Here is a 25,914-nt window from a genome sequence, read left to right as displayed (position 1 = left end):
CTGTCGGGATAGTGGCGACCCCTGAATCGAAACGTGGGGGTCTCTTTTTGGCTGCCGCGAATGTGTCCAGCTTTTGTCAACTTTGGACTGGTCTTGGCCTGAAAACGATGTGGTTCGGGCCGTAACGGCTGGCGCCTGAGCGCCGATTGACCACGCATAGCGCCTCTGGCCAGCGCAGTTCCGAGGCGTGACAGCTGAGGAGGACGACCCGGCAGTTGACAGATGGTGGTCAAACCGCACTATCGGCCGCACCTGCGGTTGTCGTCAGTTTACCTTTCCCGGTGTCCATTGCCTGCCCGCCAAATGTCGTCATCCCGTAACTAAGAGAGGCAAACGTGGAGAAATCCTCGTCTGGCATCACCATGTCCATTGCACCTGGTGACCTCGGCAGACTTGGTCGTCAGCTCGGCAAGGGCGGCCAGGCGGTCGTGACCGAGCTTCCGGAGCTGAAGCTGCCGGACGTGGCGGGCGAACTGGTCTACAAGAAGTACCGCGAACCGCATGGCGAACTGGGGAGCCTGCGGAAGATCGTCGCCACCCGCAACGACCTCGACCTGCCCCTGCGCAAGCGGCTCGACGCCGTCACCGTGTGGCCCGTCCGGGTGGTGGAGGAGAACGGCCAGGCGCTGGGCATCGTCATGCCCAAGATCCCGTCGGCGTACTTCGACGAGATCACCCTGCGCGGCACCGGCAAGAAGAAGCACGTCCTGCGCGAGGTGCAGAACCTGTTCATCCCGCCGGACCGGGCTGCCGAACTGGGCAGGCCGACGCCGGACGAAGAGCAGCGCATGCGGATCTGCCGGGACTTCGCGGGCGTGCTGGCGCTCATGCACGACACGCTGGAAGTGGTGTTCGGGGACATCAACGCGATGAACGAGCTCTTCCGGCTGGACGACACCCCGATGGTGATGTTCCTGGACTGCGACGGCGTGCGGGCCAAGGGTGCGAAGGCCGCGGTGAAGCAGCTCAACGCGCCGGACTGGGTTCCGCCGGAGGACGAACTGCTCAGCCGTGCCAGCGACCTCTACAAGCTGGGGCTGTTCGTGCTGCGCTGCCTCACGCCGGGGGCCGGCACATCGGTGAACACGGATCCCGGCGCGATCGGCGGGGTGCTCGACTCGCAGGGCGTCGCGATGCTGCGCCGTGCGCTGGGTGCGGATCTCGGCAGCCGTCCGCTCGCTCGCGAGTGGGAGGTGTACCTGCGCCGCATGCTCGGCGAGCCGATCGCGCCGCCGCGGGTGGGCGACGTCTCCCTCGATCGCACGATCGTCCTCAAAGGACAGTCGGTGCTCGTCGAGTGGGAGGCGTTCGAGGCCACCGAGATCCGGATCTCCGCCGGCCCCGGAAGCACCGAGGTCGTCAAGACCCAGGGTGCGCGGAGCCGCGGGTCGACCGCCATCGCACCGCGCGAGGCCGCGGTCGTCGAGGTGTCGGCGATCAACGCGCTGGGCACCGACCACCGGTCGGCCGGTCCGGTGGACGTGATCGAGCCGCCTGTCCTGACACCACTTCCGGTCCCGATCCCCGACCTGCCGCCGTTGCAGGTCGACGTGCCGGCTCCGGCCGGGATCGGCGTGCTGCCGCCGTTGCCCGTCATCGGGATTCCCCCGCCGCGCGTGGACGTGCGACTACCGGACCCGAAGGTGTTCGAGTGGCCCTCGATCCCGGACACCGGCGTGGCGCAGTTCCCGATCGACCTCGGCAGCTTCTTCGCCGACGCCCCGCGATACGAGTTCGATGAGGAGTCAGGACGATGAGCGTGACGCGCTGGCTCGCGCGTGTGTCGGGAGCCCGAGCCGACATCCTCCAGAAGGCGCCGGGCGACGTGGTCAAGCACGCCACGATGGGCGGCGTGCTGCTGAGCACCGCGGCCGTCGCCGTGGTGTCCGCCTACTTCGCGATGACCTCGCAGCTCGACCTGCCGCTCGCGATCGCGCTACCGGCCGCACTCGGCTGGGGCGTCATCATCTTCAACCTCGACCGCATGCTCGTCGTGACGATGACCCGCGGCAACGGCAAGCTGCTCAACTTCCTCGTCGCGCTGCCCCGTCTCGGACTCGCGATCGTCATCGGCACGGTGATCTCCATCCCGCTGGTGCTGAAGATCTTCGAGCCGGAGATCCACAACGAGCTCGTCGTGATGCAGGTCGAGTCGATCCAGCGCACCCAGGCCAAGACCGACGAGGCGCTGAAGAAGATCGGGGAACTGGAGACCGAGGAGAAGCGTCTGCTGGAGATCCTCTCCGGCCGCGCCGTCACCACGGCCGCCGACGACCCGGACGTCAAGGCGGCGAAGACGACGCTCGACAACGCGGAGAAGGTCTACCAGGAGGCGAGCCGCCTGGCGCAGTGCGAGTTCGACGGCAGCTGCGGCACCGGCAAGGAAGGCGACGGCGAGGCCTACCGCCAGAAGAAGGCCGTCGCGGACGAGGCCCGCGGCAAACGCGACAAGGCGGCCGAGGACCTGTCGGCCACCACCGCCCGCGTCGACAAGCGCATCGCCGACGGATCGTCCACCGCCAGCAACGCCGCGACCCAGCGCCTCCCCGGCGTGCAGGCCGAACTCGAAGTGCTGCGCAAACAGGCGGAAAGCCTGCGCCAGCAGGGATTCGAGGCCGCGGCCGGCGACACGGGCCTGCTCGCCAGACTGGAAGCGCTCGACCGCATCACCGCCAACCGCGACAGCGGCGGCAAGGCGGACTTCATGCTGTTCCTGCTGTTCCTGTGCATCGAGCTGCTGCCGGTGATCGTCAAGCTGCTCAGCCTGTTCGGCAAGGAAACGCTGTACGACAGCCTCCTCCGCCGGGCCGACGAGGGCGCCGACGTCGACGACGAGGCGTGGGCCGACCGGGACCGCGACATCGCGCTGCTGCAGGCGAAACACAAGTTCGACGAGGAGGAACACCGCCTGACCAGCCACGCGGCGATGCAGGCGCAGACCTCGCAGGCGGTCGCCGACGAGCAGCTGAAGATCGCGATGAGCTCGATCAAGGTGTGGAGCGAGCTCGCGCAGCTGCGGGCGGACGAGGCCCTCGACGACTGGTACAAGGCGAACGTCGCGCACCGGCACGGTCCCGCGAACAGCGGTCCGATGATGGGCGGCCAGGCGATGGGCGGCCAGGCGGGTGGTGGCCAGGCGAGTGGTGGTCCTGGGCGCGCCGGTCATGCGAGTGGTGGTCACGCAACGGGTGGGCACGCAGGTGCTGGTGCTGCGAGCGCTGGCCACGCAGTTGCTGGTCCCGCCGGCGGCTGGCACACAAACGGTGGCCATGCGGGCGGCGGTCATGCGGGTGCTGCTCCCGCGAGCGGTAGGCACGCAAACGGTGGCCCCACGAGCAATGGTCACGCAGGCGGTGTCCCCCCAACCGGTGCCCCCGCCGGTGGCGCCCCCGCGAGCAGCGGTTCGGCGATCGGCCACCAGGTCGTGCACCCGTCGCACAGCCCCGCCGGCACCTCGCACCACACCCCGATCAGCGGTGACCCGAGCGCCACCACGCCGATTCCCCGCTACGTCAACGGTTCGAACCACACCCCCACCCAAAACCCCAACCCCTGACAGGAGATCTCCGCGTGGAGAGCGAGAAAGCCAAAATCCTGCCGTTCTACGTCCTCATCGACGTCTCGGCGTCGATGTCGGGACGGAAGCTCGACGAGGCGAACCAGATCATGCCGCAGGTCGTCGACGCGCTCGCCGAGGCGCCGATCCTCGCCGACAAGGTGCGGTTCTGCGTGATCGACTTCGGTTCGGACGCCCAGGTGCGCCTGCCGTTGTGCGACGTGCTCGATCAGCACAGTTCGTTGCCACCGTTGACGATTCGCGGTGCCACGTCGTACGCGGCGGCGTTCCGGCTGTTGCGGTCGGAGATCGAGATCAACGTCAAGCAGCTCAAGGCCGACGGGTATCTCGTGCACCGGCCCGCGGTGTTCTTCATCAGCGATGGCGAGCCGACGGATCCCGAGCACGAGTGGCGCACGGCGTTCCAGGAGCTGACGGGGTACGACAAGGCGTCGGGGCAGGGCTTCTCGACCTACCCGAACTTCGTGCCGTGCGGTGTGGATCAGGCCAACCCGAGGACGCTCGCGACGCTGATCCACCCGGCGAGTGGGCCGAAGCAGATGCAGATGTACCTGATGGAGCAGGGGCAGAACCCGGCGGACGCGATCGCGGCCATCGCGGAGATCCTCATCTCCAGCATGCTCGCGTCCGGGCAGAGCATGGCGCAGGGCAGCTCGGGCATGATCCTGCCGGCCAAGCAGGACCTGCCGCCGGGCATCAGCGCCCACTCCTCGGACGACTTCGTCTGATGGCGGCGGCGACGGAGACCGGCCCGGTGGAACCGGCGCCGGAGGGGAAGTGGCAGGGGTACGTCGACCTGTACGTGGTCGGCGACCCCGGACGGGCCGCCGCGGGTGTGGTGCCGCTGCCCGACGAGAGCGCGTGGGACCGCAGGGACACCGTGCTCGACGCGTTCACGTTGCGCGACGGGCGGACGCGGCTCGTCGAGGTGCGCGCGGCGAGCGTGCGCGGCTTGGCACACCGGGCCTACGGGCGGGTGCGGCAGGACGAGTACGGGTACCGCCGCACGTCCGACGGGCGCTACCTGGTGATCTGCGTCGCGGACGGGGTCTCGTCCGGCGAGCTGTCGCACAAGGCGGCCACACTCGCCGCGCGGTGGGGCACCAAGTGGCTCGCCGGCCTTCTCGAACGCACCGAACCAGCGGACCTGCCGTGGGGACAGTTCGTTCGAGGGGTGGCGGGCGCGATCGAGCGCTACGGCCGGAAGTTGTTGCGGGGCAGGGAAGATCTCGACGCGGAGAAGTGTGATCTGCGGGAGGTCGCGCACCGGCTCGCGACCACCGTGTTGTACGCGGTCGTCGACCTGCGGGCACATGAAGGTGTGCACACCGCGCACGTCGTGACGGTCGGCGACACCTCGGCGTGGGTGCTGCGCGAGGGCGGCCAGTGGGAACCGCAGGAGGCGGTCAAGAACGACGGAGCCGACGTGTACTCGGCGAGCGTGCAGGCACTGCCTCTGCCGCCCGTCACCGATCCGGTGCCGGTGCGGACGACGATCCGCGCGGGTGAGGCGTTGGTGCTCATGACCGACGGCATCGGTGACCCGCTCGGGCAGGGCACGGGCCCGGTCGGCCGGTTCCTCGCGGACGTCTGGTCGCGGCCGCCCGCGTCCGGAGTGGAGTTCGCGGCGCAGATCGGCTTCGCGCGCAAGAGCTTCGACGACGACCGCACGGTGGTCGCGGTGTGGCCGGTGAGCGCGCGGTGAGTTCACACACCATCGGTCTGCACGCGCTGGGCCCGCTCGGCGGGCAGCTCGGCGCGGGCGGCCAGGCGAAGGTCTTCCTGGCACCGGCCATCACGCTCGACGACGTGGCCGGACCGTTGGTGTACAAGCAGTACAAGCCCGGCCACGTGCCGCCGCACGGGTTGAACGCCGTCGTCACGCGGCGTCTGCGCATGGACGTCGCGACCCGGCAACGGCTCGACCGGCTCACGGCGTGGCCGGTGCGGATCGTGGAGCAGGAAGGGGCGGTGAGCGGCGTGCTGATGCCGCTCATCCCCGACGACTTCTTCGAGGACCGGTTTCTGCCGAGCGGGCAGGCCAAACGCAGCCTGCGGGAGGTGCAGCACCTCTTCATCGATCCGGACCGCGCCACCAGGCTCGGCATGCCCGCGCCCACGGCTGCCCAGCGCCTGCTGGTCTGCCGTGACTTCGCCGCCGCACTGCACCTGTTGCACCGCAACGATCTCGTGATCGGTGACATCAACGCGAAGAACGCGGTGTTCCGGCTCGGCAGCCGGCCGTGCGTCATGCTCGTCGACTGCGACGCCATCCGCATCAAGGGTTCGTCGGCGGTCGTCAAGCAGCTCAACGCGCCCGACTGGGATCCACCGGAGGACCTGCTCAGCCAGGCCACCGACCTCTACAAGTTCGGCCTGTTCGTGTTGCGCTGCCTCGCACCCGGCGCGATGGGGTCGGTGTCGCGCGACCCCGCCAGGGCCAACGCCGTGCTGGCGCCGGAAGGCAGGGCGTTGCTGCGCGCGTCGTTGAGCCGCCGTCCGGCCGATCGGCCGACCGCGCAGGACTGGGGCCGTTTCTTCGACGGCCTGCAGCCCGTGGTCCGGCGGCAGAGCGCACCCGCACCCCCGGCGCCGGTCACGTCGACGTCCGGCTGGAAGCGCGACCCGAAGACCAAGAGGTGGGTGCAGGCTCCATGACGTCCTGCACGGTCTGCGGCCTGCCGCCGATGAACAGTTACGAGATCTCGTTGCACGGTGAGGCGACCTGCGCCACGCACCCCGTCGTGGACAGGTGCACGCTGTGCGTGAGGCCACGCCACGCCGGCGAACGGAGTTGGGCCAGGTTCACCTCCACGACTGTGCGCTGCCCGACCTGCGTGAGCGTCGCCGTGGAGACACAGCAGGACGCCAGAAAACACATCCCGCGCGTACGTGCGGACATGGCCGCGCTCGGAATCGCGTTGCCCCAACGGGTACGGGTGACCCTGGTCGACCCCGACGTCATGAACCCCGACACGCGGTCGTTGTGCCTCGGTCGCACGTTGCAGCGCGTCTGGGAGGACACCGCGGTCACGGACGTGCTCGGGATCGAGATCGCCGGTGGTCTCACCGAGACCCACTTCTGCGCCACGGTCGTGCACGAGATCGGTCACGCGTGGCTCGCCCAGCGCGGCGCGCCCGGCCTCGACCACACCCTGGAGGAGGGCGTCTGCGAGCTGTTCGCCGGCGCCTGGCTCAAGCGTCAGCGCACGCCGTTCGCCGACACCTTGCGGCAGTCCGCGCTGGAGAACCCCGATCCGGTCTACGGCGGTGGCTACCGCCTTGTGCGCGAAGCCGTGGTGCGGCACGGGATCGCCGTTGTGCTCGACCACATCTGCGCGCGAGGAGAGTTGCCGTGAGAGGAAACGACATGAGCGAGCCGGTCACCAGGACGTTCCTGGTGGTGGACATGGAGAAGTCCAGCAGCCGGGAGAACGAGGAGCTGCCGGTGCTGCGCCGTCAGCTCTACACGATGCTGCACGAGGGCATCACCGCCGCCGGCCTGCTCGGCGGCTTGACCGTCACGGAGGACAGGGGCGACGGCGTGCTGGTCATCGCCGACGCGAGCGTCATCGCGGTGTTGTCGAAGCTGACCCAGAAGCTGGTCGACGAACTGTCCCGCTACAACGCGACGGTCGACCCGCCGGCGTGGCTGCGCCTGCGCATCGCCATCCACAGTGGACTCGTGCACCGCGACCCCAGAGGGTGGAGCAGCGAGGAACTGACCAAGACGTTCCGCATCTGCGACCTCCCGGAGGCGAAGGAGACGCTGAGCGCGGCACATCGCGCGCAGGCCATCGTGATCGTCTCCGACCACGTGTTCGGCACCGTGGTGAAGCACGGCTACAGCAAGCTGCCGAAGGACAGCTTCGGCGAGATCAAGGACGGCGTCGCGTGGGCGTGGGTGCCTGGTTACCTGAGCCCGCCCGTGCCGGCCGCCGTTCCGCAGGCCGTTGCCGAAACCGAGCCGTTGTCGCGGAAGCGGGACGTGACCAACAGCGTCAGCGGAACCGTCACCGGCAACGTCGTCCAGGCCGGCGAGATCGGGCAGGTCGACGCCCGCAACTACTTCCGAGGTCCCCGATGAGCGACGACGGCCAGGCCAAGCCGCCGGACCCGGTCGAGCAGAAACCGGACCCCAAGCCGGAAGCCCCGGCGCCACCCGCCTCGGACGCGGAGGGCAAACCCGCGCCGGAGGCCGAGAAAGCCGAGAAGTCCGAGAAGCCGGACAAGGAGGAGCAGCAGCACAAGGCCCGTGGCCAGGAGGAACCGCCCGACGCGAAGCGCAACGCCTCCGATCCGCGCAACGCCCGCAAGCTCTTCCAGGACACTCGTGCGCTGGACAACGCCGTCGCCGCGATCCTCGGCGACCGCTCGATCGGCAACGTCTTCCTGACCAGCTCGATCGGTCTCGTCGACGCGGGTTCGCTCGGCCAGCCCGGTGGCGCGTCCCATCGCGCGGTGCCCAGCGGCCCGATCTCGACCGAGGTGATCCGCTCGGTCACGGCCACGTTCGTCGCGCCGGCGAGCTACGACACGCTGCGGGAACGGTTGCGCAGCCAGTGGATCGTGCTGCTGCGAGGGCCTGCCGGTTCGGGACGCACGGCGACCGCGTTGCACCTGCTGGGCAGCGAGTGCGCCGAGGGCGTCGCCAAGCTCAGCCCGGACACCAGCCTGCGCAACCCGTCCGGCACGCTCACCCTGGACGACGACCACGGGTACCTGCTCGAGTCGCTGGAGGTCGACCAGGCGGCCTCGTTGAACGAGTACACCCTCGGGCTGTGGCAGCGGCAGCTCGAGAGCTCGCGGGCCCGGATGATCGTGCTCGTCGACGCGGGCACCGCGATGCGGGAACACGAGCTCGCGCACTACCTCGTCGACACCGCGCAGCTCGCGGACGGCAGGGCGTTGGTGGCGAGCCACTTCCAGGTGCAGCTGACGGTCTCGGGCAAACCGGGACAGCAGCTCGACGACTACCCCGAGTTCGGTGAGCTGGTCGAGGAGGTCGTCGGAGTCACCGCGCGCGCACACGACCTGGCCGACTTCGGCCGCGGCCTCTCGCAGATCGTGCTGGGGCAACGGGACATCGACGATCTGCGGCAGAGCTACACGCGCACCGCGGAGTCCGGGTTCCGGGAATGGTTCGACGGTCTCGGTGACAACGAGCAGAGGGCGTTCGCGATCGCCCTCGCGGTGTTCGACGGCATGCCGTTGCAGGTCGTTTCGGAGGCCGCGACGAAGCTCGCGAAGGCGATCCAGGCCGCGGAGGTCCCGGATCGCAGGGCGCGGGTGCGCGACGTTTTCGCCGTGCGCCGGCTGAGCCTCGTCGAGCGGGTGCACGCCGAGATCACCACGTCGGTGGAGGACAGCGACCTCGGCAGCCTGACCGTCGAGGTCGTCCGGTACCGCGACCGGCGCAGGCCGCGCCGAGTGCTGGAACACGTCTGGCGCGAGTACCCAGAGGCGCATCAGGTGGTGCGCAAGTGGTTGTGCGACCTCGGCAGCTCGGCGGACCGGCAGGTGCGGACCCGTGCGGGCGTCGCGGTGGGGCTGCTGAGCCTCTCCGAGTTCGATCACGTGCGCCGGCACGTGCTGGAACCGTGGGCCGACATCCGGCACGACTGGGAACGCCAGGCGGTCATCGGCGCGCTGCGGCTGCCGATGATGCAGCCGCACCTCCAGCCGTTGATCAACCGCATGCTGACCTGGTGGCTGCGGGGCAAGACCGCGACCGGCCGGCGGATCGCCGCGGTCGCCGTCCTCGGCACGTTGCCGATCATGGAACCGGCGCGGGTGCTCAAACTGCTGCGCAAGGCGGCGGACACCGACGAGGAAGCGATGATCATCGCGCTCGCCGACTCGATCACCAACCTCTCGCTCGACCTCGACCGGCTCGGCCTGGTGCTGGAGGCGTTGCTGAGCTGGACGCTCGCCCGGTCGATCCGGGTGCGCGCGGTCGGGCTCAACTGCGTGCTCCAGCTGTGCACCTTCCTCGAGGCAGAGGTCGAGGGCAGCGCGGAACCGTGGCCTGGCCTGTTGCGGGTGGCGGAGGGCGAGCACCGGACTGCCGTCGTGGAGCTGATCGCCAGGGCGATCGAGGCCCCGTTCTTCATGCCGGAGACCTACGAGGTCGTCCGGCGCTGGGTGAACATCGCGCAACGCGACGAGGCGCAACGCGAGCCGCTGGGCGCGCTGCTCGTCGACGTCGTCCGGACCACCGGTAGCCGGACATCCCTGCGCCACAACCTGATCCGCTGGGCGAGGGGCCGCAACGGCCCGGTCGACGCCGTCGTCGAGCTGATCGCCGTACTCGATCGTGAGGACCACCAATCGTGAACCAGCCACAGCAGAACTCGGCCGCCAACGCGCTCATCACCAAGCTGGAGCCGAGCAGGAGCGACCTGTTCCGCGACCGCCCGATGCCCGGTGGCGAGCGCGCCACCGTCTACCTGGATCGGCGAGGCCAGCTCTACCAGTCGGACCGGCCGCTCACCGCCGGCGAGATCGCGATCAACCGGCCGCGTTCGGTGTACCTGGTGGACACCTCCGTGCACCCGTACACCCTCGTCCTCGACGTGATCGCGCAGGAGGACGCGTTCCCGTTCCACGCCGAGGTCATGGCGCGATGGCGGATCGGCAATCCGTGCGAGGCGGTGCAGACCAGCCTGGTCGACGCCGGCCACGTGCTCGCGCCCTACCTGCGTCAGACGTTGAGCGAGATCAGCACCTCGTACGCCATCGAGGAAAGGTCCGCCGCCGAACGCGCGATGATCCGCTACTTCTCCGACCAGGGCCCGCTGATGCTCGCGCAGGGCGTGCAGCTGGTCCACTGTTCGGTGTCGCTGACCTTGGACGGCCCCGCGCTCGAGGAGCTGCGCAAGCGCAAACAGCACGAGTGGAACGCGCAGGAGTACGCGCGTCAGACCACCGCCCTGCACCAGAACGCCGAGCTCGAAAAGGTGCAGGAGAGGACCCGGCACACGCGCGAACGGGCCGAGACCGAACACCAGCTGACTCTCACCCAGCGGCGGATGGTCTTCTACGGCGAAGCTCTCGCGGGAGGTCAGGACTCGCTCGTCGCGCTGCAGCTGGCGAGCAGCCCGGCCGAGGTGAACAACGTCCTCGCGCTGTTCATGCAGCGCGACCGGATGGACTTCGAAACGGCGAAGGACCTGCTCAACTCCTTGCTGGAGAACCGATTGGTCAACCACAGCGACGTGCAGGGCATCATGAGCCAGGCGTCGTCCGTCATCGCCAACCAGCTGTCGAGGGCGTCGCTCGGCCTGCCGGCTCCCGCCCCCGCCCCCGCGCCCGGCCTGTCGATCAACGCAGCGCCGCCGCGGCCGATGGCGGACCAGATCTCGTCGGGGCCGATCACCGCGGAGATCCTCCTCGATCTGCCCCCGGACTTCGGGGAGGACGACGATGACGACGACTAGCGGCTTGGGCGAGGTGCCGTTGGCCGGGTTGCTCGTCGAGCCGCTCGACAAGGCCCTGCTGGACGCGGGGATGAACCCGTGGCTCGCCCAGACCGCTGAGTTCTTCCTGCTCGTGGTGCTGCTCTACGTGGTGACAGGGTTCCTGGTGCGCAGGGGATTCCCGTTGCTGCGGCTCGCGGCGCGGCCGGTCGTCGAGGCGGTGGCGGACACGGTGATGGTGCTGGTCCTGCTGCCCGAGTTCGTGTTCACCCGGACGCTGACGCGGCTGCGGTTGTCCCTGCCGTCGGTCGTCTACTTCTACGGTGACGCGGTGGTCGCCGGGAACACGGCCGTTAAGTCGGCGGCCACCGGGCTGGTCCGCGCGCTGGCATGGCTCCAGAAGAGGCCGAAACCGTTCGTCATTGCGTTCGTTTTCCTGTTCTTCTTGCTGTGGAACGTGAACACCTGCTTGCCTGGTCCTGCTGGATGTGTGACCCCCGTGTCCCAGTGGACGACCGGCGCGGGCACGTGGCTCGACGAGCAGAAGGTCAAGGGGGCCCGATGAGCGGGCCGTGGGTGCCGGGGTCGATCTTCGACCACCTGCCCGGCGGTGAGCGCGCGATCGTCATGGACGCGGGTGTGCGGCGCGTGTTCTCGTCCGACGAAGTGCTTTTGCGCCAAGGAGATCCAACGGATCACGTGTTCGTCCTGCTGAACGGCTGGGTCCGGGTGTCGGTCTCCACCGATGACGGCCGCGATCTGCTGCTGGCGTTTCGCGGTCCTGGTGACGCGGTCGGTGACCTCGCCGCTGTGCACGGCACGGACCGCACGGCGAGTGTTCGCGCGCTGGAAGACGTTGCTGTCACGCAGTTGCGCCGCGAACAGTTCGTGGACCTGCTGCACACCCGGCCGGCGATCTCGATGGCGATGATCAAACAGCTGTCCGCGCGCCTCGTCGAACTGGGCGAGGCGAGGGCGCTCTTCGCGTCGCTCGACGTGACCCGCCGGGTGGCCGCGTGCCTGTTGCGGCTGGTGGACCTGCACGGAGTCCCTGCCGGTCACGGCATCACCTTGCGCATCAAGCTCAGCCAGCAGGACGTGGCGAGTCAGGTCGACGCCTCGGCGCGTTCCGTGGCCAGGGCTTTCGCGGTGCTGCGGGATCGTGGGATCGTGTCCAGCAGCAGAGCCCGTGTGACGATCGGTCGTCCGGACGTGCTGCGCGCCCTCGTCGGCTACCCGCCAAATGGCAGGTAGCGACACCGTCATCCGTCGATGCCCCGGCCCGCTGGCCGGGGCATTCTTGTTCTCGCGGGCATCGAGGGGAGAAAAGGCGATGACACTCTGGCTGTCGATCAGAACCTTGCTGAAGATGGGTTTCCTGATGTTCGCCGTGGGCATGTTGCTCGGATTCCTCGTCGGTGCTGCTTTCTAGTTCGGTTCACTTCGGGAATCGGTGGGAATAATTTGTGTCGCTCCGTCACCCTGCCCTGCTCGATTTCGGCATGAAAGGGGGTGTGGAATATGGAGAGTCACTCGATCGTGGAGATTGTGTTCTGCCTGTTGGTTCTGCTCTTCTGATGGCGCGCCTTGTGGGGTGCGCACGGAACCGTGGTGTTCCACGGTGAGAGAGGCGGTGGTGGTCGGTGGAAGGTCAGCAGATGTTCAACGAGCTCAAGGAGATCCGCAGGGGGCGAGGTCTGCGCGCGGACGACCTGCACGAGCGCGTTGGCCTGTCGCTGCGCACCGTGTGCGGTGTGACCGACCTCGACCACCCCGCCCTGGTCAGGCGCAAGATCATCCTTCAGCTGACCAAGCTGAGCGCGAAGCTGCCGAGCGACCTGCACCTGGCCGCGACGGTGGCGCTCGGCCTGCACCCGGACGCCGCCGGCGAGTTCCTGGACCAGCGCGTCGCCTGGCTCGCCAACACCTACGACCGTGACCCCCGTACCGCGCGGCGACGTGTGGACAACGCGTTCAAGATTCTGGCGGAACTGCTCCACGACGCGGGGATGCGTGACCGGAAATCGGGTTCCTACTCGCCGGACGGGTGGTACGTGGAATCACTCCGGGGATTTCTGCGGCTGGACCAGGACCTGCCGAGCCTGACCGAGGAACGGCGAATAATCGCGGCCGTGGACGACCTGGACGAACTGATCCTCTCCATGAGCGCGCCACGTCACCCGGAAATCGGTGACGAGTTCAAAATTCGTGCCGAGATGGTCTACGGCGGCGAGATCGTGGCGGAGGAACAGGTGTCCTCGTCCCATTCGCGGTTCGTCGTGCGGCTGCCCGCCCCGCTGACCCTCGGCCAGGCGCACAACTACAGCATCGAGTTCACCTCGTATCCGAGGCGGTGGATGCGGCCTTACTACGTCTTCACGCCGCTGCGCCGGTGCGAGGAGTTCTCGGTCCGCGTGCGTTACGGCTCGCACGCGGTGCCGAAGAACGTGTGGCGGATCAGTGGCCTGCCGGCCAAGGCGTACGAGGACTTCGTGCCGGGCGACGACGCGTTGACCGTCGACCGGCTCGGCGACATCTCCCTCGAGTTCCACGACCTGCAGCAGGGGCTGAGCTACGGACTGCAGTGGCAGGAGGAGTGAGCGCGGCTGCTCACCCGGTCCTCCGGCCTGGCGCCACGTGGTGGTCGGTAGGTTCCCACGGCGGCACGGACACGGCGACGAACCGTGCGCCGTCCTCTCCCGCGGTCACTCCGTGGTGGACACCGGGCGGGATCGCCACGACGTCGCCCGTGTGCAGGGTCCTGGGGACGCCGTCGAGCGACACGGTGACCGAACCTGCCAGCACGACATAGGTTTCCTCGGTGCGCAGGTGGAAGTGTTCTTCGACGACGGCGCCAGGGGCGAGCGTCGAGTGCGCGACGGTGTGGCTCGTGCTGTTGCCGAGTTGGGGGCCCACGAGTTCCTGGAGGACGTGACTGTCCGTCGTGGTGGGCTTGATCGTGGTGTGAAAGGCCGCCGATGGCGCGGGGGCGGCGGCGACACTGGCCACATAGGACTGGATTTCGAGTGGAAGTGGCTGCACGCCGGGCTTTGCGGTGCGCCAGCCTTCGGTGAGCAGCCAGTCGCAGCTCAGGACGGTGACGGCGCTGAAGAGGTCCCAGAGGTCGTCGCCGTACGTGCGGCCGGCCGCCAGGTTCACCGGGCTGCCGCCGGCCAGGACGTACAGGGACTTGCCCGCCGGGCGGTATTCCACGATGCCCGGTTGTGCTTCGCCCACCAGGCTTGCGTTCAGGTGTCCGAAGTCGATCTCGGCCGGGGAGTGGCCGGCGTTCGCGACGATCGCGCCGTCGGGCAGGCGGTTCAGGACGTCGGCGTCGAGCACGCCTGTGCGACCGGTCGCGGTGACGACGTAGTCCGCGGCGTGGGCGGCGGCCTGCGGGGTGGGGACGACGGTGTGGCCGGCCAGGTGGGCGTTGAGTGCTCGCAACGGGTGGGGTTCGGCGACGGTGACCAGGGCGCCGAGCTTGCGGGCGCGGTCGGCCACGCCTTCGCCCACCTTGCCGTAGCCGACGACGAGGAAGCGCTTTCCTTCCACGGACATGCCGGTGAGCCACGCGATGGCGCCCAGCACGCCGGCGGCGACGTGGTGGCGGTGTTCGACGTCCTGCTTCAGCGGGATCTCCGCCCACTGCAGCACGGGGAACCCCACGGACAGCTCGTTGAGCGCGTGGATGCCGGTCGTCGTGGACTCGACGGAGGCCAGGGGTGGCACGCCCGCGGTGACGAGGTGGCTGACCAGCTCGCCGCCGGTGTCGAAGACGAACTCCGGCCGCCACTCGGCAGCGGTTTCCACGTCACCGAGAAATGTGAAAGACGAGAGATGCTCCAAGACCTCGGGTGGAGCTGTGTTCGGGTCGCATATTCCAAGTCGGAGGTCCACGCCCGTGCTCTTGAGCCACTCGAACAGCGGTACCGAGTTCGCGGTGATATGACCCCAGTAAGCGAAGCGCCTACCGGCAGCGCGGCGCCCATTCAAGTCGTTGATGATGCGGTGGGTCACCGGCATGGTGCGTTTTTGCCAGTTCAGCAGGGGAATCAGTGCCGAGTCCGTCATCTTGATCCTTGTGTCGAGTTGGCCGAATCGAGGGTGAGCCGCCCGGTATCGGCCACGAGTTGTTCACCTTGAAGTAGCAGTGATACATGGGTCGGGACCTGCACTTGTGTAGCACTTGCAAGGTGGTTGCGTAGTCCGTTGATTCTGTGCCAAGGTGTTGGACAACGCAGAGAGAATCAGCCCGGGGGGGCTTGGACTTGCGAACAATTGTGATCGGTACTGGGTTCGGCCGACAGCATCTCTCCTGGTTGTCGGAATGTACAGGTGCTGACGTCCGGTATATCGGCTTTTCTCGTGATGAGGGGCATGCACGGGAGCTGGCCGCTGAGTTCGGTGTTGCCGAAGTGACCGCGGATCCACTGGCGGTCATCGAGTCGGGCGAGGTCGACGCGGTCGCCGTGGCGAGTCCGCCCGCTACTCACGAGCAATACCTGACGGCGGCGGTGGCGGCGGGGCTGACGGTTGTCAGTGACAAGCCGCTGGCCGCCGACCTGGCGGGCGCCGGCCGGATCGTCGCTCTCGCGGAAGCCGCGGGGGTGGCCAACGCGGTCACCTTCCAGTGGCGGGCCAACACGGCGTTCCGGCGGCTGAAAGCGTTGCTCACGAGGGGGGAACTCGGTGAGGTCGTGCATCTCGACCTCGAGTTCCGGCACGACTTCCTGGCTGGGCCGACGACGGCGTGGCCGTGGCGGCACAGGTGGGAAACCGCAGGTGGGGGTGCACTCGGCGACATGGGTGTGCACCTGTTCGACCAGGTCCGCTGGCTCGTGCCGGGGGACTGGTCCGCCACGGCGGCGACCGCGTCGGTCGTGTGGCCGCTGAGGCAGGCGGCCGACGGCTCCGGGGTCGTGGAGTGCGAGACGGATGACGTCGCCGAGGTGTTGCTGAGCAACGGAACTGCAGGCGCGCGGGTGTTCGTGTCGCGTGTCTCCAGTGGTTATCGCACGGTCCGAATCCAGGTTTCCGGCACTCGCGGCGTTGCGGTGCTGACAGCGGATCCGGACGACGGCAGTGCCACGCTGGTCATCCGATCGGCGGAGTCCGACCAACTGGACGTGCGGTTCGGTCCGGACACCATGAATCCCTATGCCGCGCTGTTCGCACAGGATCCGGAATCGGCGTCCTTTGCGGACGGACATGCGGCTCAATTGCTGGTAGACGGGGCATTGCGGCTCGGCTGCGCAACGCCTTCGGTAATTCTGACAGGTTCGCTGAACCGAATTTGAGCAGTGTGTGAACATCAGTCGATTCATTCTCCCGGATGAATCGGCGGTGTTCGCCTGCCTGGGGAGGGGTACGGAAATGTCACAGCCAATCCTTCTTGCCGTTGCCGGTATGGGCAACAACATCTCGGCGTTGTTCCAGGGGGCCGAGTACTACCGCAAGCTCGCGGCCGAGGGGTTGTCCGAGGAGGACTTCCCCGGCATCAAACTGCCGCGCATCGGCGGTATCGGAGTTTCCGACATCGAGTTCGTCGCCGCGTTCGACGTCCATCCCAACAAGGTGGGTTCGAAGTTCGGGGACGCTGTTCTGGCTTCGCCGAACAACTACCCCCGCCTCGACGTCGACCTGCCCAATCCCGATGTGATCGTGGACGAGGGTCTGCCGGCGGACTTCACCCCGCAGCAGTTCGACGCGGTGGTGTCGAGGCTGCGGGAGAGCGGTGCCGAGGTGCTGCTGTACTCGTTGCCGACCGGCCTGCAATGGGCGGCGACGGCGTACGCGAAGGCGGCCCTGGAGGCCGGTGTCGCGTTCGTCAACTGCACGCCAGAACTCGCGGCGCGCGACGAGGAACTGCTGGCCGCGTACGAGGCGGCGGGTGTGCCGCTGATCGGTGACGACCTGGCGAGCCACCTCGGCACGTCGGTCGTGCACCGCGTGCTGCTCGGTCTGCTCAGCGACCGCGGCCTCACGCTGTCGAGCAGCTACCAGCTGAACTTCGGTGGCAACGAGGACTTCCGCAACCTGCGCGACGCCGGTGCGAGCAAGCGCCAGTCGAAGCTGAACGCGCTGGCTCAGGAGGGCGTCGACACCTCGCGGGTCGAGGTCATCCCGTCCGCCGGGTTCATCGGGCAGCTCAAGGACAACAAGGTCGCGATCCTCAACGTGGAGGGTCAGGGCTGGGCCGGCACGCCGGTCTCGCTCGACCTCAAGCTCAAGGTGCAGGACTCCAGCAACGCGGCCGGCGTGATCATCGACCTGATCCGGGTCGCGGCGGCGGCGAAGCGCGTCAACGCGGGTGGCTTCTCGGCCGCCGCGGTGCCGGTGCTGAAGTCGCCGGCCGGCGGTCACCCGAAGTACTCCGCTGCCGACGTGCGCGAGTCGCTGAAGCAGCTCGACGGAGTCACGGCAGGTCAGTGATGGCAGCCACCACCGCTCCCGTCCGGGTCGTCGTGCTCGCCTACCCGCGAGTCGACGAGCTCGACCTGTTCGGCGCGTACTCCGTGCTCGCGAAGGCCGCACCGCGGTTCGACGTGCGCATCGCGGCACGCGACGAGCAGGTCACCGGGTCGGGCGGCGTCACCTTCACGGCGGGCACCGATCTCGCCGCGGTGGAGTCCGCCGACGCCGTCGTCGTGCCCGGCGGGCGCGGTGCGGTGGACGCGGCGGCCGACGCCGGACTGCGGGAAGTGTTGCGGGCGGCCGATTCCCGGGGCGCGGCGATGTACGGGGTCTGCTCCGGCACCCTGCTCATCGCGGCGGCCGGGCTCGCGGACGGCCGCAGAGTGGCTGTGCACCACGGGAAACGTGAACTGCTCCGCGCGCACCCGGTCGGGGACGTCGTCTCCGGCCTGGTGCGCGACGGGCGGGTCAGCACGGTCGGCGGTGACCACCGGGACTCGGTGAAGTCCGTCGACCTCGCGTTCGCGTTGCTCGCGGACTTCGCGGCGGACCTCGTCGAACCGATCTCCACGCGGATGGAGACCCGGCCAGGCAGGAGGGCGTCGTGACGCGGGGCTGGGTGCTGGTGACCGGCGCGAGCAGGGGCATCGGCGCGGCGGTCGCGCGGCGGCTGGCGAAGTCCGGTTTCGACCTGCTGCTGTGGGCACGTGACCAGGACGCGCTGGCCTCGGTCGCCGCCGAGGCCGGTGACGTCCAGGTGCGCACGACCGCGGTCGACGTCGGCGACGCGGCTCAGGTGGAGGCGGCGGCGCGAACGCTGCCGCAGCTCACCGGGGTCGTGCTCAACGCCGGCAGCGGCAGGTGGGCACCGTTGCGCGAGGTCACGCCGGACACGTGGTCCGCCACGGTCAGGACGAACCTCGACGGCCCGTACCACGTGCTGCGTGCGGTGTTGCCAAAGCTTGCGGCACAAGCACTTGTCGTCGGCATGCTCTCCGACTCGGTGCGCTACCCGCACGCCGAACGCGCCGCCTACACGGCGTCGAAGGCGGGCATGGCGGCACTGCTGGAGGTCGTCCGGCGTGAGGTGCGGGAGAACGGCGTGCGGATCAGCGCGCTGCTGCCCAGCCGTGTCGACACGCACTTCCAGGGCAGTTATGCCGAAGCCGCACCAGGGACGCGCGAAGGCGCACTCAGTGCGGACGACGTCGCGGAGGTGGTCGGCGGCCTCTTCGACCTGCCAGGTCACGTCGAGGTGCGGCACCTGGAGTTCGCGGCGATGACCTCCAGCTACGGCCCATTCCCGGAGAGGGTGACATGAAGACCACGCTCATCCCCCAAGGACATTCCAAGCCGGTCGGGAAGTACTCGCCGGGGCTCTCCGTCGACGGCGGCCGGTTCGTGTTCGTCAGCGGCCAGGTCGCGACGGACGCGCACGGCAACGTCCTCGGCCCCGGCGACGCGGCGAAGCAGACCGAGGTCGTGTTCGACCGCATCGAGCAGGTGCTCGCCCAGGCGGGCGCGACGCTGGCCGACCTGGTCAGCCTGGTGATCTACGTGGTGGACGTGAAACGCGACTTCGCCGCGGTGTCGGGGGTGCGCAACCGCGTGCTCGACGACCCCTCGCCGACGAGCGCGCTCGTCGAGGTGTCGAGCCTCGTCGAGGACGGCTGTCTGGTCGAGATCAGCGGAATCGCCGTGGTGGAGCCGAAATGAGCCCGGTGCTGGACCAAGCTCTGTCCGAAGTGGACGGAGATCGGCTGCGGGCGGCCGCGGCGGGGGCACGCGTCCTCGTCGTCGGATCGCTCAACGTCGACCTGATCCTGGAGACCGGCGGTGACCAGCCGCCGGACGAGGGCGCGGTGGAGGTGCACACGGCCACCACGCTCGTCGGTGGCCACGCGGGGAACTGCGCTTCTGCGCTCGCCGCGCTCGGCATCCAGGTGAGCGTCGCCGGCGCCGTCGGCCAGGACCCGGACGGTGATCTGCTGATCGCCGACCTGGTCGAACGCGGTGTCGACGTCACGGGCGTGCGGCGGCGCGCGGACCAGCCGACCGGACGCGTGGTGATCCCGGTGTTCGGGGAGAAGCACTACATGCTGCTGATCCGCGGCGCGAACGACTCGTTCGGCGCGGCCGACCTGCTCGACGTCGTCGACGACGAGTACGACGCCGTGATGCTGTTCGACCCGAACGCCGAGGCGTTGCGCGCGGTCCGCCGCCGCAAGAGCCTGCTGTGCTGGACGCCCGGTGGTGTCTACTCCGCTCATCCCGTTGCGGCACAGGTGGTTCCGCACTGCGACGTGGTGTTCGTCAACCGGGCCGAACGCGACCAGCTGGCCGGGAACGTGGTCGACGTGCCGGGCGAGCTCGTCGTGACGCTCGGTGGCGACGGCTCGATGCTGCGGCACGACGGTGACGAGGTGGTCATGCCCGCACGCCGGGTACCGGTGGTGGATCCGACCGGCGCGGGTGACGCGTTCGCCGCCACCTACCTGTTGACCAAGCTCGCGGGCGTCACCGCACGTAGTCGTTTGGCTACCGCTAACGTGAGTGGGGCACTCGCTGTGGGTGCCACTGGGGCGAGGTCCCGGCTCGCGACGATGCCGGACCTCCTACTTCACGTGTCCGAAAACAGAAACGGGTAAATCAACCATGAGCATGCTGCGAGACATCTCGCTGGCAGGTGCGGGGCAGACCAAGATCGAGTTCGCCTCGCGCCGGATGCCGGTCCTGGCCGCGCTCGCTGAGCGCTTCGCCGAGACCAAGCCGTTCGCCGGCCATCGGATCGCGGCCTGTCTGCACGTCACGACCGAGACCGCGAACATGTGCAAGGCGCTCGTCGCCGGCGGTGCCGAGCTGGCCCTGTGCGCGTCGAACCCGTTGTCCACCAAGGACGACGTCGCCGCGTCCATTCAGCGCGACATCGGCGCCGAGGTGTTCGCGATCTACGGTTGCGACCGCGAGACGTTCTACAAGCAGGTGCAGGGTGTGCTCGACATCCGGCCGACGATCGTGGTGGACGACGGCGCCGACCTGACGTCGATCATCCACAACGACTACCCGCAGCTGCTGGAAGACATCATCGGCGGCACCGAGGTGACGTCGACCGGCGTGCTGCGCATGCGCAACATGGAGACCGACGGCGCGCTGAAGTACCCGGTGCTGCCGACGAACGACGCGGCGACCAAGCACCTGTTCGACAACCGCTACGGCACCGGTCAGAACACGATCGACGGCATCCTGCGCGCGACGAACATGCTGCTCGCGGGCTCCACCGTCGTCATCGTCGGCTACGGCTGGTGCGGCCGCGGTGTCGCGATGCGGGCGCGCGGCATGGGCGCCAACGTGATCATCACCGAGATCGACCCGATCCGCGCGCTGGAGGCCAAGCTCGACGGCCTGCTGGTGATGAAGCTGGACGACGCGCTCGCGCACGGCGACATCTACGTGACGGTGACCGGAAACCGGGACGTCATCACGCTTTCGCACATGGAGCGGATGAAGGACGGCGCGGTGATCTGCAACTCCGGTCACTTCGACGTCGAGATCGCGGTCGAGGCGCTGCAGAAGGCCGCGGTGGACCGCCGTGAGCTGCGTCCGAACTGCGTCGAGTACGTGCTGGCGGACGGTCCGCGGATCATCCTGCTCGCCGAGGGCCGCCTGGTCGGCCAGTCCGCGGCCGAGGCCCACCCGGCCGAGGTCATGGACATGACGTTCTCCACGCAGGCGCTGGGTGTCCAGTACCTGATCGAGAACGCCGCCTCGATGAAGCCGGGCGTGCACGAGATCCCGCGGTCGATCGAGAACATCGTGGCCTCGGCCAAGCTGGAGGCGTACGGGGTGACCATCGACACCCTGAGCGACGCGCAGCAGAGCTACCTGACCGACTGGCGCGTCGGCACCTGATCAGACAGCACTGCCGAGCAACCGGGGGGAGGTTCGACGTGAGCGTGCCGCAGTTGGGGTTGAAGGCCAGTGCCGATGGCTGGCGCGGCGTCATCGGCGACGGTTTCACCGTCTCCGGGGTGAGTCTGCTCGCCGCCTGCGTGGTCGACCGCGTCGGCCTCACCACCGGTGCTCCGGTCGTGCTGGTGACTCACGACGGGCGTCGCGCCGGAGCCGAGGCCGCTCAGGCAGCGGCCCGCGCGGCGCTCGCGGCGGGAGCCCGGCAGGTGCGGCTGGTGCCGCACCTGCCCACCCCGACCGCCACCGCGGCCGTGCGGCGCGGGGACGCGGACATCGCCCTGCTGGTCACCGCGAGCCACAACCCGGCGCGGTGGAACGGACTCAAGGTCAAGGTGGCGCCAGGATGCCCGTTGCCACGTGACCTGGAAGCCGAGATCGACGCCCACTTCCAGGTGCGGCGGCTGGACGTGTCGTCCCGCGACGACTTCGTGGCGGAGCCGGCGGACGCCCTGGTGGACCAGCACATCGAGGAAGTGCTGGCCCGCGCCGGCACACCACGGCCGCTCGCCGTCACGGTCGACGGGCTCGGCGGCGTCGCCGGTGAACCTGTGGCGCGGCTGTGCGAACGCCTCGGCTGGACCGTCACCCGCGTCGCCTGCACACCGGATCCGGACTTCGGCGGGATCGTGCCCGACCCCTCGGTCCCCGCGTCGCGGGAGCGGGCCGCCGGGCACCGCACGGACCTGGCGATCGTGCTGGACGGTGACGGCGACCGGATCTACCTGCTGGACCACCTGGGCAGGACGGTCCAGCCGTCCGAACTGCTGGCGCTGTTGCTGGAGCGCCGGGAAAAGCTCGGCGTGCCCACCGCGGGCGTCGCCGTCACGACGTCGACCGGGACGGCGGTGCGCGAGGTGGCCCGGCGCATCGGCGCGCCGGTGCACGAGGTCGGGGTCGGCTTCAAACACCTGTCCCCGTTGCTCGCCACGAACAGCGTGGACGTCGCGGGCGGGGCGGTGGGGGACCTGAGCTTCACCGAGTTCGGCCTGGACCGCGACCCGTTCGCCGCGATCGTCCTGCTGGCGGAGTTGCTGAGCGGCACCGGATCCTCGCTCGCCGCGCTGCTGGACGACCTGCGCGCACGGGTGGGCGGACTCTGCTGGTTCGAGTCCAAAGTGGACGTCGAAGGGGCGGACCCGCGCGCGGCGGGGCTCACGGCGTTGCGCACGTGCGGGCTGGACCCGATCGAGATCACCGAGGTGGACGGCACGAAGTTCTGGTTGCCCGACGGCCAATGGCTGTTGTTGCGCGCGTCCACGACCGAGGGGGGAGTGCGGGTGTACGGCGAACTCGGCGACGAGCACGCCACCCGTGCGCTCGTGCGCTCCGTTGAGGAACAGCTGACAAACGGAATCAATTGGGGAGTAGTCCATGACTGACCAGGTCGGCATCGCCATCATCGGCGGCACAGGTTTCTACAAGTTCCTCGAGGACGCCGAGGACGTGCAGCTCAGCACGCCCTACGGCGAGCCGTCTGCACCGATCAGCATCGCCACCGTCTCCGGCCGCCGCGTCGCGTTCCTCCCGCGGCACGGGCGCAACCACGACTACCTGCCGTCCGAGGTGCCGTACCGGGCGAACCTGTGGGCGCTCAAGCAGCTCGGCGTGCGGCAGATCGTCGCGTTCAACACCGTAGGCAGCCTGCAGCCCGAGTACCGCAAGGGCGACTTCGTGCTGGTCGACCAGTTCGTCGACCGCACCACCGGGCGTCCCGACACGTTCTTCTCCGGTGACATCGGCGCGCACATCAGCTCGGCGGACCCGTACTGCGCCCGGCTGCGCGAGAACTCCGCGAAGGCGCTCGTCGGCGCGGACGCGACCGTGCACCCGAGCGGCACCGTCGTGGTGATCCAGGGACCGCGCTTCTCCACCAGGGCCGAGAGCCGGTGGTTCTCCGGCCAGGGCTGGCACCTGGTGAACATGACGCAGTACCCGGAGGTCGTGCTCGCCCGTGAGCTCGAACTCTGCTACGCCAACCTCTCCTACATCACCGACTACGACGTGGCCGCGGCCGAGATCGTCGGCGAGGAGGGTGCGGAGGTCGTCACGCACGAGGGCGTGCTCAAGGCGTTCAGCGCGGACTCCGAGCGGGTGCTGGACATCGTGCGCCGGCTGGTCGGCGCGATGCCGGAGTCGGCGGAGTGCGGCTGCCAGGCGGCGCTCGCGGGGGCGCGCACGTGACCGAGGAACTGGTGCGGGCGGGGCGCGGCGCGCTCCGCTTCGCACGCTCCCAGATGCCCGTGCTCGACGGCATCCAGCGCGAGGCAGAACGCACCCGTCCGCTGGCGGGGCACCGCATCAGCGGATGCGTGCACCTCACGAAGGAAACCGGTGTCCTCGTGGAACTCCTGGTCGCCGCCGGCGCCGAGGTCGCGTGGACGGGCGGTGACGAGGTGTCGACGCAGGACGAGGTCGCGGAGGCGCTGCGGGCCGCGGGTGTCCGGGTTTTCGGGCGGCGCGGCATGACCACGGCCGAGGTCGAGCAGGGCATCGACGACGTGCTGAAGGCGTTCCCGGCGGGTCCGACCATCGTGCTGGACAACGGTTCCCGCATGATCGAACGGGTCGTGCGCGACCGGTCGGCGTTCCCGGAGCTCGTCGCCGCGACCGAGAAGACCACCGAGGGATCGCGGCGCGTCCGCGAGCTGGACCTCGACTTCCCCGTGGTGTCGGTGAACGACATCGTCACCAAGTGGGAGGTGGACAACACCTACGGCACCGGTCAGTCCACCATCGACGGCATCCTGCGGGCGACCGGCGCGCTGCTCGCCGGCAAGCGGTTCGTCGTCGCCGGGTTCGGGCACGTCGGCCGGGGTGTCGCCATCCGCGCGGCCGGTCTCGGCGCACGGGTGATCGTCACGTGCCGCAGCAACGAAACCGCGGTTCGCGCGCGGCTCGCGGGCTTCGAAGTGCTGTCCCCGGTGAAGGCCGCGGCGCAGGCCGATTTCCTGTGCACCGCGACGGGTTACCCGGACGTCGTCACGGGCGAGCAGCTCGACGTCCTGCCGTCGGGCGCGGTGCTGTGCAACACCGGGCACTCGGTCACCGAGATCAACCTCACCGACCTCGCCGCGCGCACCGCCGAGGTGGAACAGGTGCGGCCGCACGTGGCCAGGCACCACCTGCGCGACGGCCGGTACGTCGACCTGCTGGCGGGCGGCGGCCTGGTGAACCTCGCGGCGGGCGAGGGGAATCCCAGCGAGGTCATGGACGTGACCTTCGCCAACCAGGCGCTCGCGACGCTGGGCCTGGGTGCGGAGGTCCCCGCTCCCGGTGTGCACGAGGTGACGGCGGAGCAGGACGAGGACGTGGCGCGGCGCAAGCTCGCCGCCATGGGCATCCGGATCGACGAGGAGGCAGCGGCATGACGGTGAAGCTCGACACGGCGACCGCGCGCATGCCGGTGCTGGCGGCCATCAGGCGCGAGTTCGGTGAGGTCGCACCGCTGAACGGCCACCGGATCGCGTTGTGCGGGCACGTCACCGCCGAGACCGCGGTGCAGGTGCGGACGTTGCTCGCGCTCGGCGCCGAGATCGTGTGGTGCGCGTCCAGCACGACCACCACCGACGAGGAGATCGCCGCGGCCATGCGCCGGGACGGTGTTGTGGTGCACGGAAAGCGCGGCATGTCCGACGCCGACCTCGCCCGCGGCGCGCACGAGGTGCTCAGCGTGTGGCCCGAGGGCCCGACGCTGGTGCTGGACGAGGGCGCGGTGCTGATCACGGCGCTGCACCGGGACTTCGCGCACCTGCCGGCACCGGTGCTCGCCACCGAGAAGACGCCGGACGGGCTCGCGGCTCTCGCCGGCGTCGGCCCGCTGCGGTTCCCGGTGATCAAGAGCGACGAGTCGTTCGGCAAGGACGCGGTCGACAACCCGCACGGCACTGCGCAGTCGCTGGTCGAGACGATCGCCACGGTCAGCGCGAGGTTGCTGGCGGGCAAGGTGTTCGTGGTCGCCGGGCACGGCCGGGTCGGATCCGGTGTCGCGCAGAAGGCACGCGGGCTGGGTGCGCGGGTCGTCGTCACGGAGGTCAGCGCCACCAAGGCGTTGCTCGCCGTGCTGAACGGCTACGAGGTGCTGCCCATGCGCGAGGCCGCCAGGATCGGTGACTTCTTCTGCACTGTCACCGGCAAACCGGGCGTGATCGGGCGGGACGACCTGCTCGCGATGAAGAGCGGCGCCGTGCTGGCCAACGGCGGGCACCTGCCGTGGGAGATCGACCAGGAAGCGCTTTCCGCGCTCGCCACCGGGCGCAGGGAGCTCGCGCCCGGGCTGGAGGAACTGACGCTGTCCAACGGGAACACCGTGGAGCTGCTGGGAGGCGGGCACATCGTCAACCTCTCGGCGGGACGCGGGAACGCGAGCGAGGTCATGGACGTGACCTTCGCGAGCCAGGTGCTGGCCCTGCAGCTGGTCCTGCCGAAGGCGGCCGACCTGGCTCCCGGGCTGCACGCGCTGCCGCCCGAGTGCGACGAGTACGTGGCCGCGGCGCTGGCGAAGGCGCTGGGCATCCAGCTGGACGAGAAGTAGGA

24 protein-coding genes are annotated in these 25,914 nt (G+C 69.2%); 23 read left to right on the top strand and 1 reads right to left on the bottom strand.

The genetic code is table 11. From position 1 onward, the window contains the following. Positions 1 to 362 precede the first annotated feature (362 nt). From SK803_RS12620 to SK803_RS12565, 12 genes are all read left to right on the top strand, one after another. Positions 363 to 1,757, top strand: a complete 1,395-nt coding sequence (locus tag SK803_RS12620) for a hypothetical protein (protein ID WP_319966129.1) — start codon at positions 363 to 365, stop codon at positions 1,755 to 1,757. After that, positions 1,754 to 3,556 carry a DUF4407 domain-containing protein gene (locus tag SK803_RS12615; protein WP_319966128.1) on the top strand — a complete coding sequence of 601 codons (1,803 nt, stop codon included), beginning with the start codon at positions 1,754 to 1,756 and terminating at the stop codon, positions 3,554 to 3,556. Before SK803_RS12620 ends, SK803_RS12615 begins: the two co-directional genes overlap by 4 nt. A gap of 14 nt (positions 3,557 to 3,570) precedes the next feature. Further along, positions 3,571 to 4,305, top strand: a complete 735-nt coding sequence (locus SK803_RS12610; RefSeq protein WP_319966127.1) for a vWA domain-containing protein — start codon at positions 3,571 to 3,573, stop codon at positions 4,303 to 4,305. Next, positions 4,305 to 5,282, top strand: a complete 978-nt coding sequence (locus SK803_RS12605) for a protein phosphatase 2C domain-containing protein (protein WP_319966126.1) — start codon at positions 4,305 to 4,307, stop codon at positions 5,280 to 5,282. The genes SK803_RS12610 and SK803_RS12605 overlap by 1 nt, the downstream gene beginning before the upstream one ends. After that, positions 5,279 to 6,235, top strand: coding sequence for a protein kinase family protein (locus tag SK803_RS12600; RefSeq protein ID WP_319966125.1), 957 nt, complete (start codon positions 5,279 to 5,281; stop codon positions 6,233 to 6,235). Before SK803_RS12605 ends, SK803_RS12600 begins: the two co-directional genes overlap by 4 nt. After that, on the top strand, positions 6,232 to 6,936 hold the full coding sequence (locus SK803_RS12595) for a protein DA1 (protein WP_319966124.1): 705 nt from the start codon (positions 6,232 to 6,234) through the stop codon (positions 6,934 to 6,936). The genes SK803_RS12600 and SK803_RS12595 overlap by 4 nt, the downstream gene beginning before the upstream one ends. 11 nt (positions 6,937 to 6,947) lie before the next feature. After that, positions 6,948 to 7,664: a nucleotidyl cyclase domain-containing protein gene (locus SK803_RS12590; RefSeq protein WP_319966123.1), complete on the top strand. Its 717-nt coding sequence runs from the start codon at positions 6,948 to 6,950 to the stop codon at positions 7,662 to 7,664. Continuing rightward, positions 7,661 to 9,913 (top strand): hypothetical protein, encoded by a 2,253-nt coding sequence (locus tag SK803_RS12585; protein ID WP_319966122.1) that lies wholly within the window; start codon positions 7,661 to 7,663, stop codon positions 9,911 to 9,913. Before SK803_RS12590 ends, SK803_RS12585 begins: the two co-directional genes overlap by 4 nt. Beyond that, positions 9,910 to 11,016, top strand: coding sequence for an SPFH domain-containing protein (locus tag SK803_RS12580; RefSeq protein ID WP_319966121.1), 1,107 nt, complete (start codon positions 9,910 to 9,912; stop codon positions 11,014 to 11,016). Before SK803_RS12585 ends, SK803_RS12580 begins: the two co-directional genes overlap by 4 nt. Further along, positions 11,003 to 11,560, top strand: coding sequence for a hypothetical protein (locus SK803_RS12575; protein ID WP_319966120.1), 558 nt, complete (start codon positions 11,003 to 11,005; stop codon positions 11,558 to 11,560). Before SK803_RS12580 ends, SK803_RS12575 begins: the two co-directional genes overlap by 14 nt. Further along, positions 11,557 to 12,249, top strand: coding sequence for a Crp/Fnr family transcriptional regulator (locus tag SK803_RS12570; protein ID WP_319966119.1), 693 nt, complete (start codon positions 11,557 to 11,559; stop codon positions 12,247 to 12,249). Before SK803_RS12575 ends, SK803_RS12570 begins: the two co-directional genes overlap by 4 nt. Before the next feature lie 404 nt (positions 12,250 to 12,653). Then, positions 12,654 to 13,595: a hypothetical protein gene (locus SK803_RS12565; protein WP_319966118.1), complete on the top strand. Its 942-nt coding sequence runs from the start codon at positions 12,654 to 12,656 to the stop codon at positions 13,593 to 13,595. 10 nt (positions 13,596 to 13,605) lie between these two features. Here the strand turns inward: SK803_RS12565 and SK803_RS12560 are convergent, their stop codons facing one another. Then, a complete protein-coding gene (locus SK803_RS12560; RefSeq protein ID WP_319966117.1) occupies positions 13,606 to 14,808 on the bottom strand; it encodes a cupin domain-containing protein in 1,203 nt (400 codons plus the stop codon). Positions 14,809 to 15,215: 407 nt separating this feature from the next. Between SK803_RS12560 and SK803_RS12555 the strand changes: the two genes are divergently transcribed. The 11 genes from SK803_RS12555 (at position 15,216) to SK803_RS12505 (ending at position 25,912) form a co-directional block, all read left to right on the top strand. Continuing rightward, positions 15,216 to 16,295, top strand: coding sequence for a Gfo/Idh/MocA family protein (locus SK803_RS12555; protein ID WP_319966116.1), 1,080 nt, complete (start codon positions 15,216 to 15,218; stop codon positions 16,293 to 16,295). Positions 16,296 to 16,371: 76 nt separating this feature from the next. Further along, positions 16,372 to 17,430, top strand: coding sequence for a hypothetical protein (locus SK803_RS12550; RefSeq protein WP_319966115.1), 1,059 nt, complete (start codon positions 16,372 to 16,374; stop codon positions 17,428 to 17,430). Then, positions 17,430 to 18,020: a DJ-1/PfpI family protein gene (locus SK803_RS12545; protein WP_319966114.1), complete on the top strand. Its 591-nt coding sequence runs from the start codon at positions 17,430 to 17,432 to the stop codon at positions 18,018 to 18,020. The genes SK803_RS12550 and SK803_RS12545 overlap by 1 nt, the downstream gene beginning before the upstream one ends. Further along, positions 18,017 to 18,733 (top strand): SDR family oxidoreductase, encoded by a 717-nt coding sequence (locus tag SK803_RS12540; protein WP_319966113.1) that lies wholly within the window; start codon positions 18,017 to 18,019, stop codon positions 18,731 to 18,733. Before SK803_RS12545 ends, SK803_RS12540 begins: the two co-directional genes overlap by 4 nt. Next, on the top strand, positions 18,730 to 19,128 hold the full coding sequence (locus SK803_RS12535) for a RidA family protein (protein WP_319966112.1): 399 nt from the start codon (positions 18,730 to 18,732) through the stop codon (positions 19,126 to 19,128). Before SK803_RS12540 ends, SK803_RS12535 begins: the two co-directional genes overlap by 4 nt. Beyond that, positions 19,125 to 20,060, top strand: coding sequence for a carbohydrate kinase family protein (locus SK803_RS12530; RefSeq protein ID WP_319966111.1), 936 nt, complete (start codon positions 19,125 to 19,127; stop codon positions 20,058 to 20,060). The genes SK803_RS12535 and SK803_RS12530 overlap by 4 nt, the downstream gene beginning before the upstream one ends. A 7-nt stretch (positions 20,061 to 20,067) precedes the next feature. Continuing rightward, positions 20,068 to 21,321 carry an adenosylhomocysteinase gene (ahcY, locus tag SK803_RS12525; RefSeq protein WP_319966110.1) on the top strand — a complete coding sequence of 418 codons (1,254 nt, stop codon included), beginning with the start codon at positions 20,068 to 20,070 and terminating at the stop codon, positions 21,319 to 21,321. Positions 21,322 to 21,359: 38 nt separating this feature from the next. Further along, a complete protein-coding gene (locus SK803_RS12520; RefSeq protein WP_319966109.1) occupies positions 21,360 to 22,760 on the top strand; it encodes a hypothetical protein in 1,401 nt (466 codons plus the stop codon). Beyond that, a complete protein-coding gene (locus SK803_RS12515; RefSeq protein ID WP_319966108.1) occupies positions 22,753 to 23,562 on the top strand; it encodes an S-methyl-5'-thioadenosine phosphorylase in 810 nt (269 codons plus the stop codon). The genes SK803_RS12520 and SK803_RS12515 overlap by 8 nt, the downstream gene beginning before the upstream one ends. Next, the gene (locus tag SK803_RS12510) at positions 23,559 to 24,749 is read left to right on the top strand and encodes an adenosylhomocysteinase (RefSeq protein ID WP_319966107.1); all 1,191 of its coding nucleotides are present in this window, start codon (positions 23,559 to 23,561) and stop codon (positions 24,747 to 24,749) included. The genes SK803_RS12515 and SK803_RS12510 overlap by 4 nt, the downstream gene beginning before the upstream one ends. Then, positions 24,746 to 25,912 (top strand): adenosylhomocysteinase, encoded by a 1,167-nt coding sequence (locus tag SK803_RS12505; protein ID WP_319966106.1) that lies wholly within the window; start codon positions 24,746 to 24,748, stop codon positions 25,910 to 25,912. The genes SK803_RS12510 and SK803_RS12505 overlap by 4 nt, the downstream gene beginning before the upstream one ends. Positions 25,913 to 25,914 lie beyond the last annotated feature (2 nt).

The sequence above is a fragment of the Lentzea miocenica genome (genome assembly GCF_033949945.1).
GTDB lineage: Bacteria > Actinomycetota > Actinomycetes > Mycobacteriales > Pseudonocardiaceae > Lentzea > Lentzea miocenica.
Note: the sequence above shows the minus strand (reverse complement) of the source record. Positions and strands in the feature narration are given on the sequence as shown.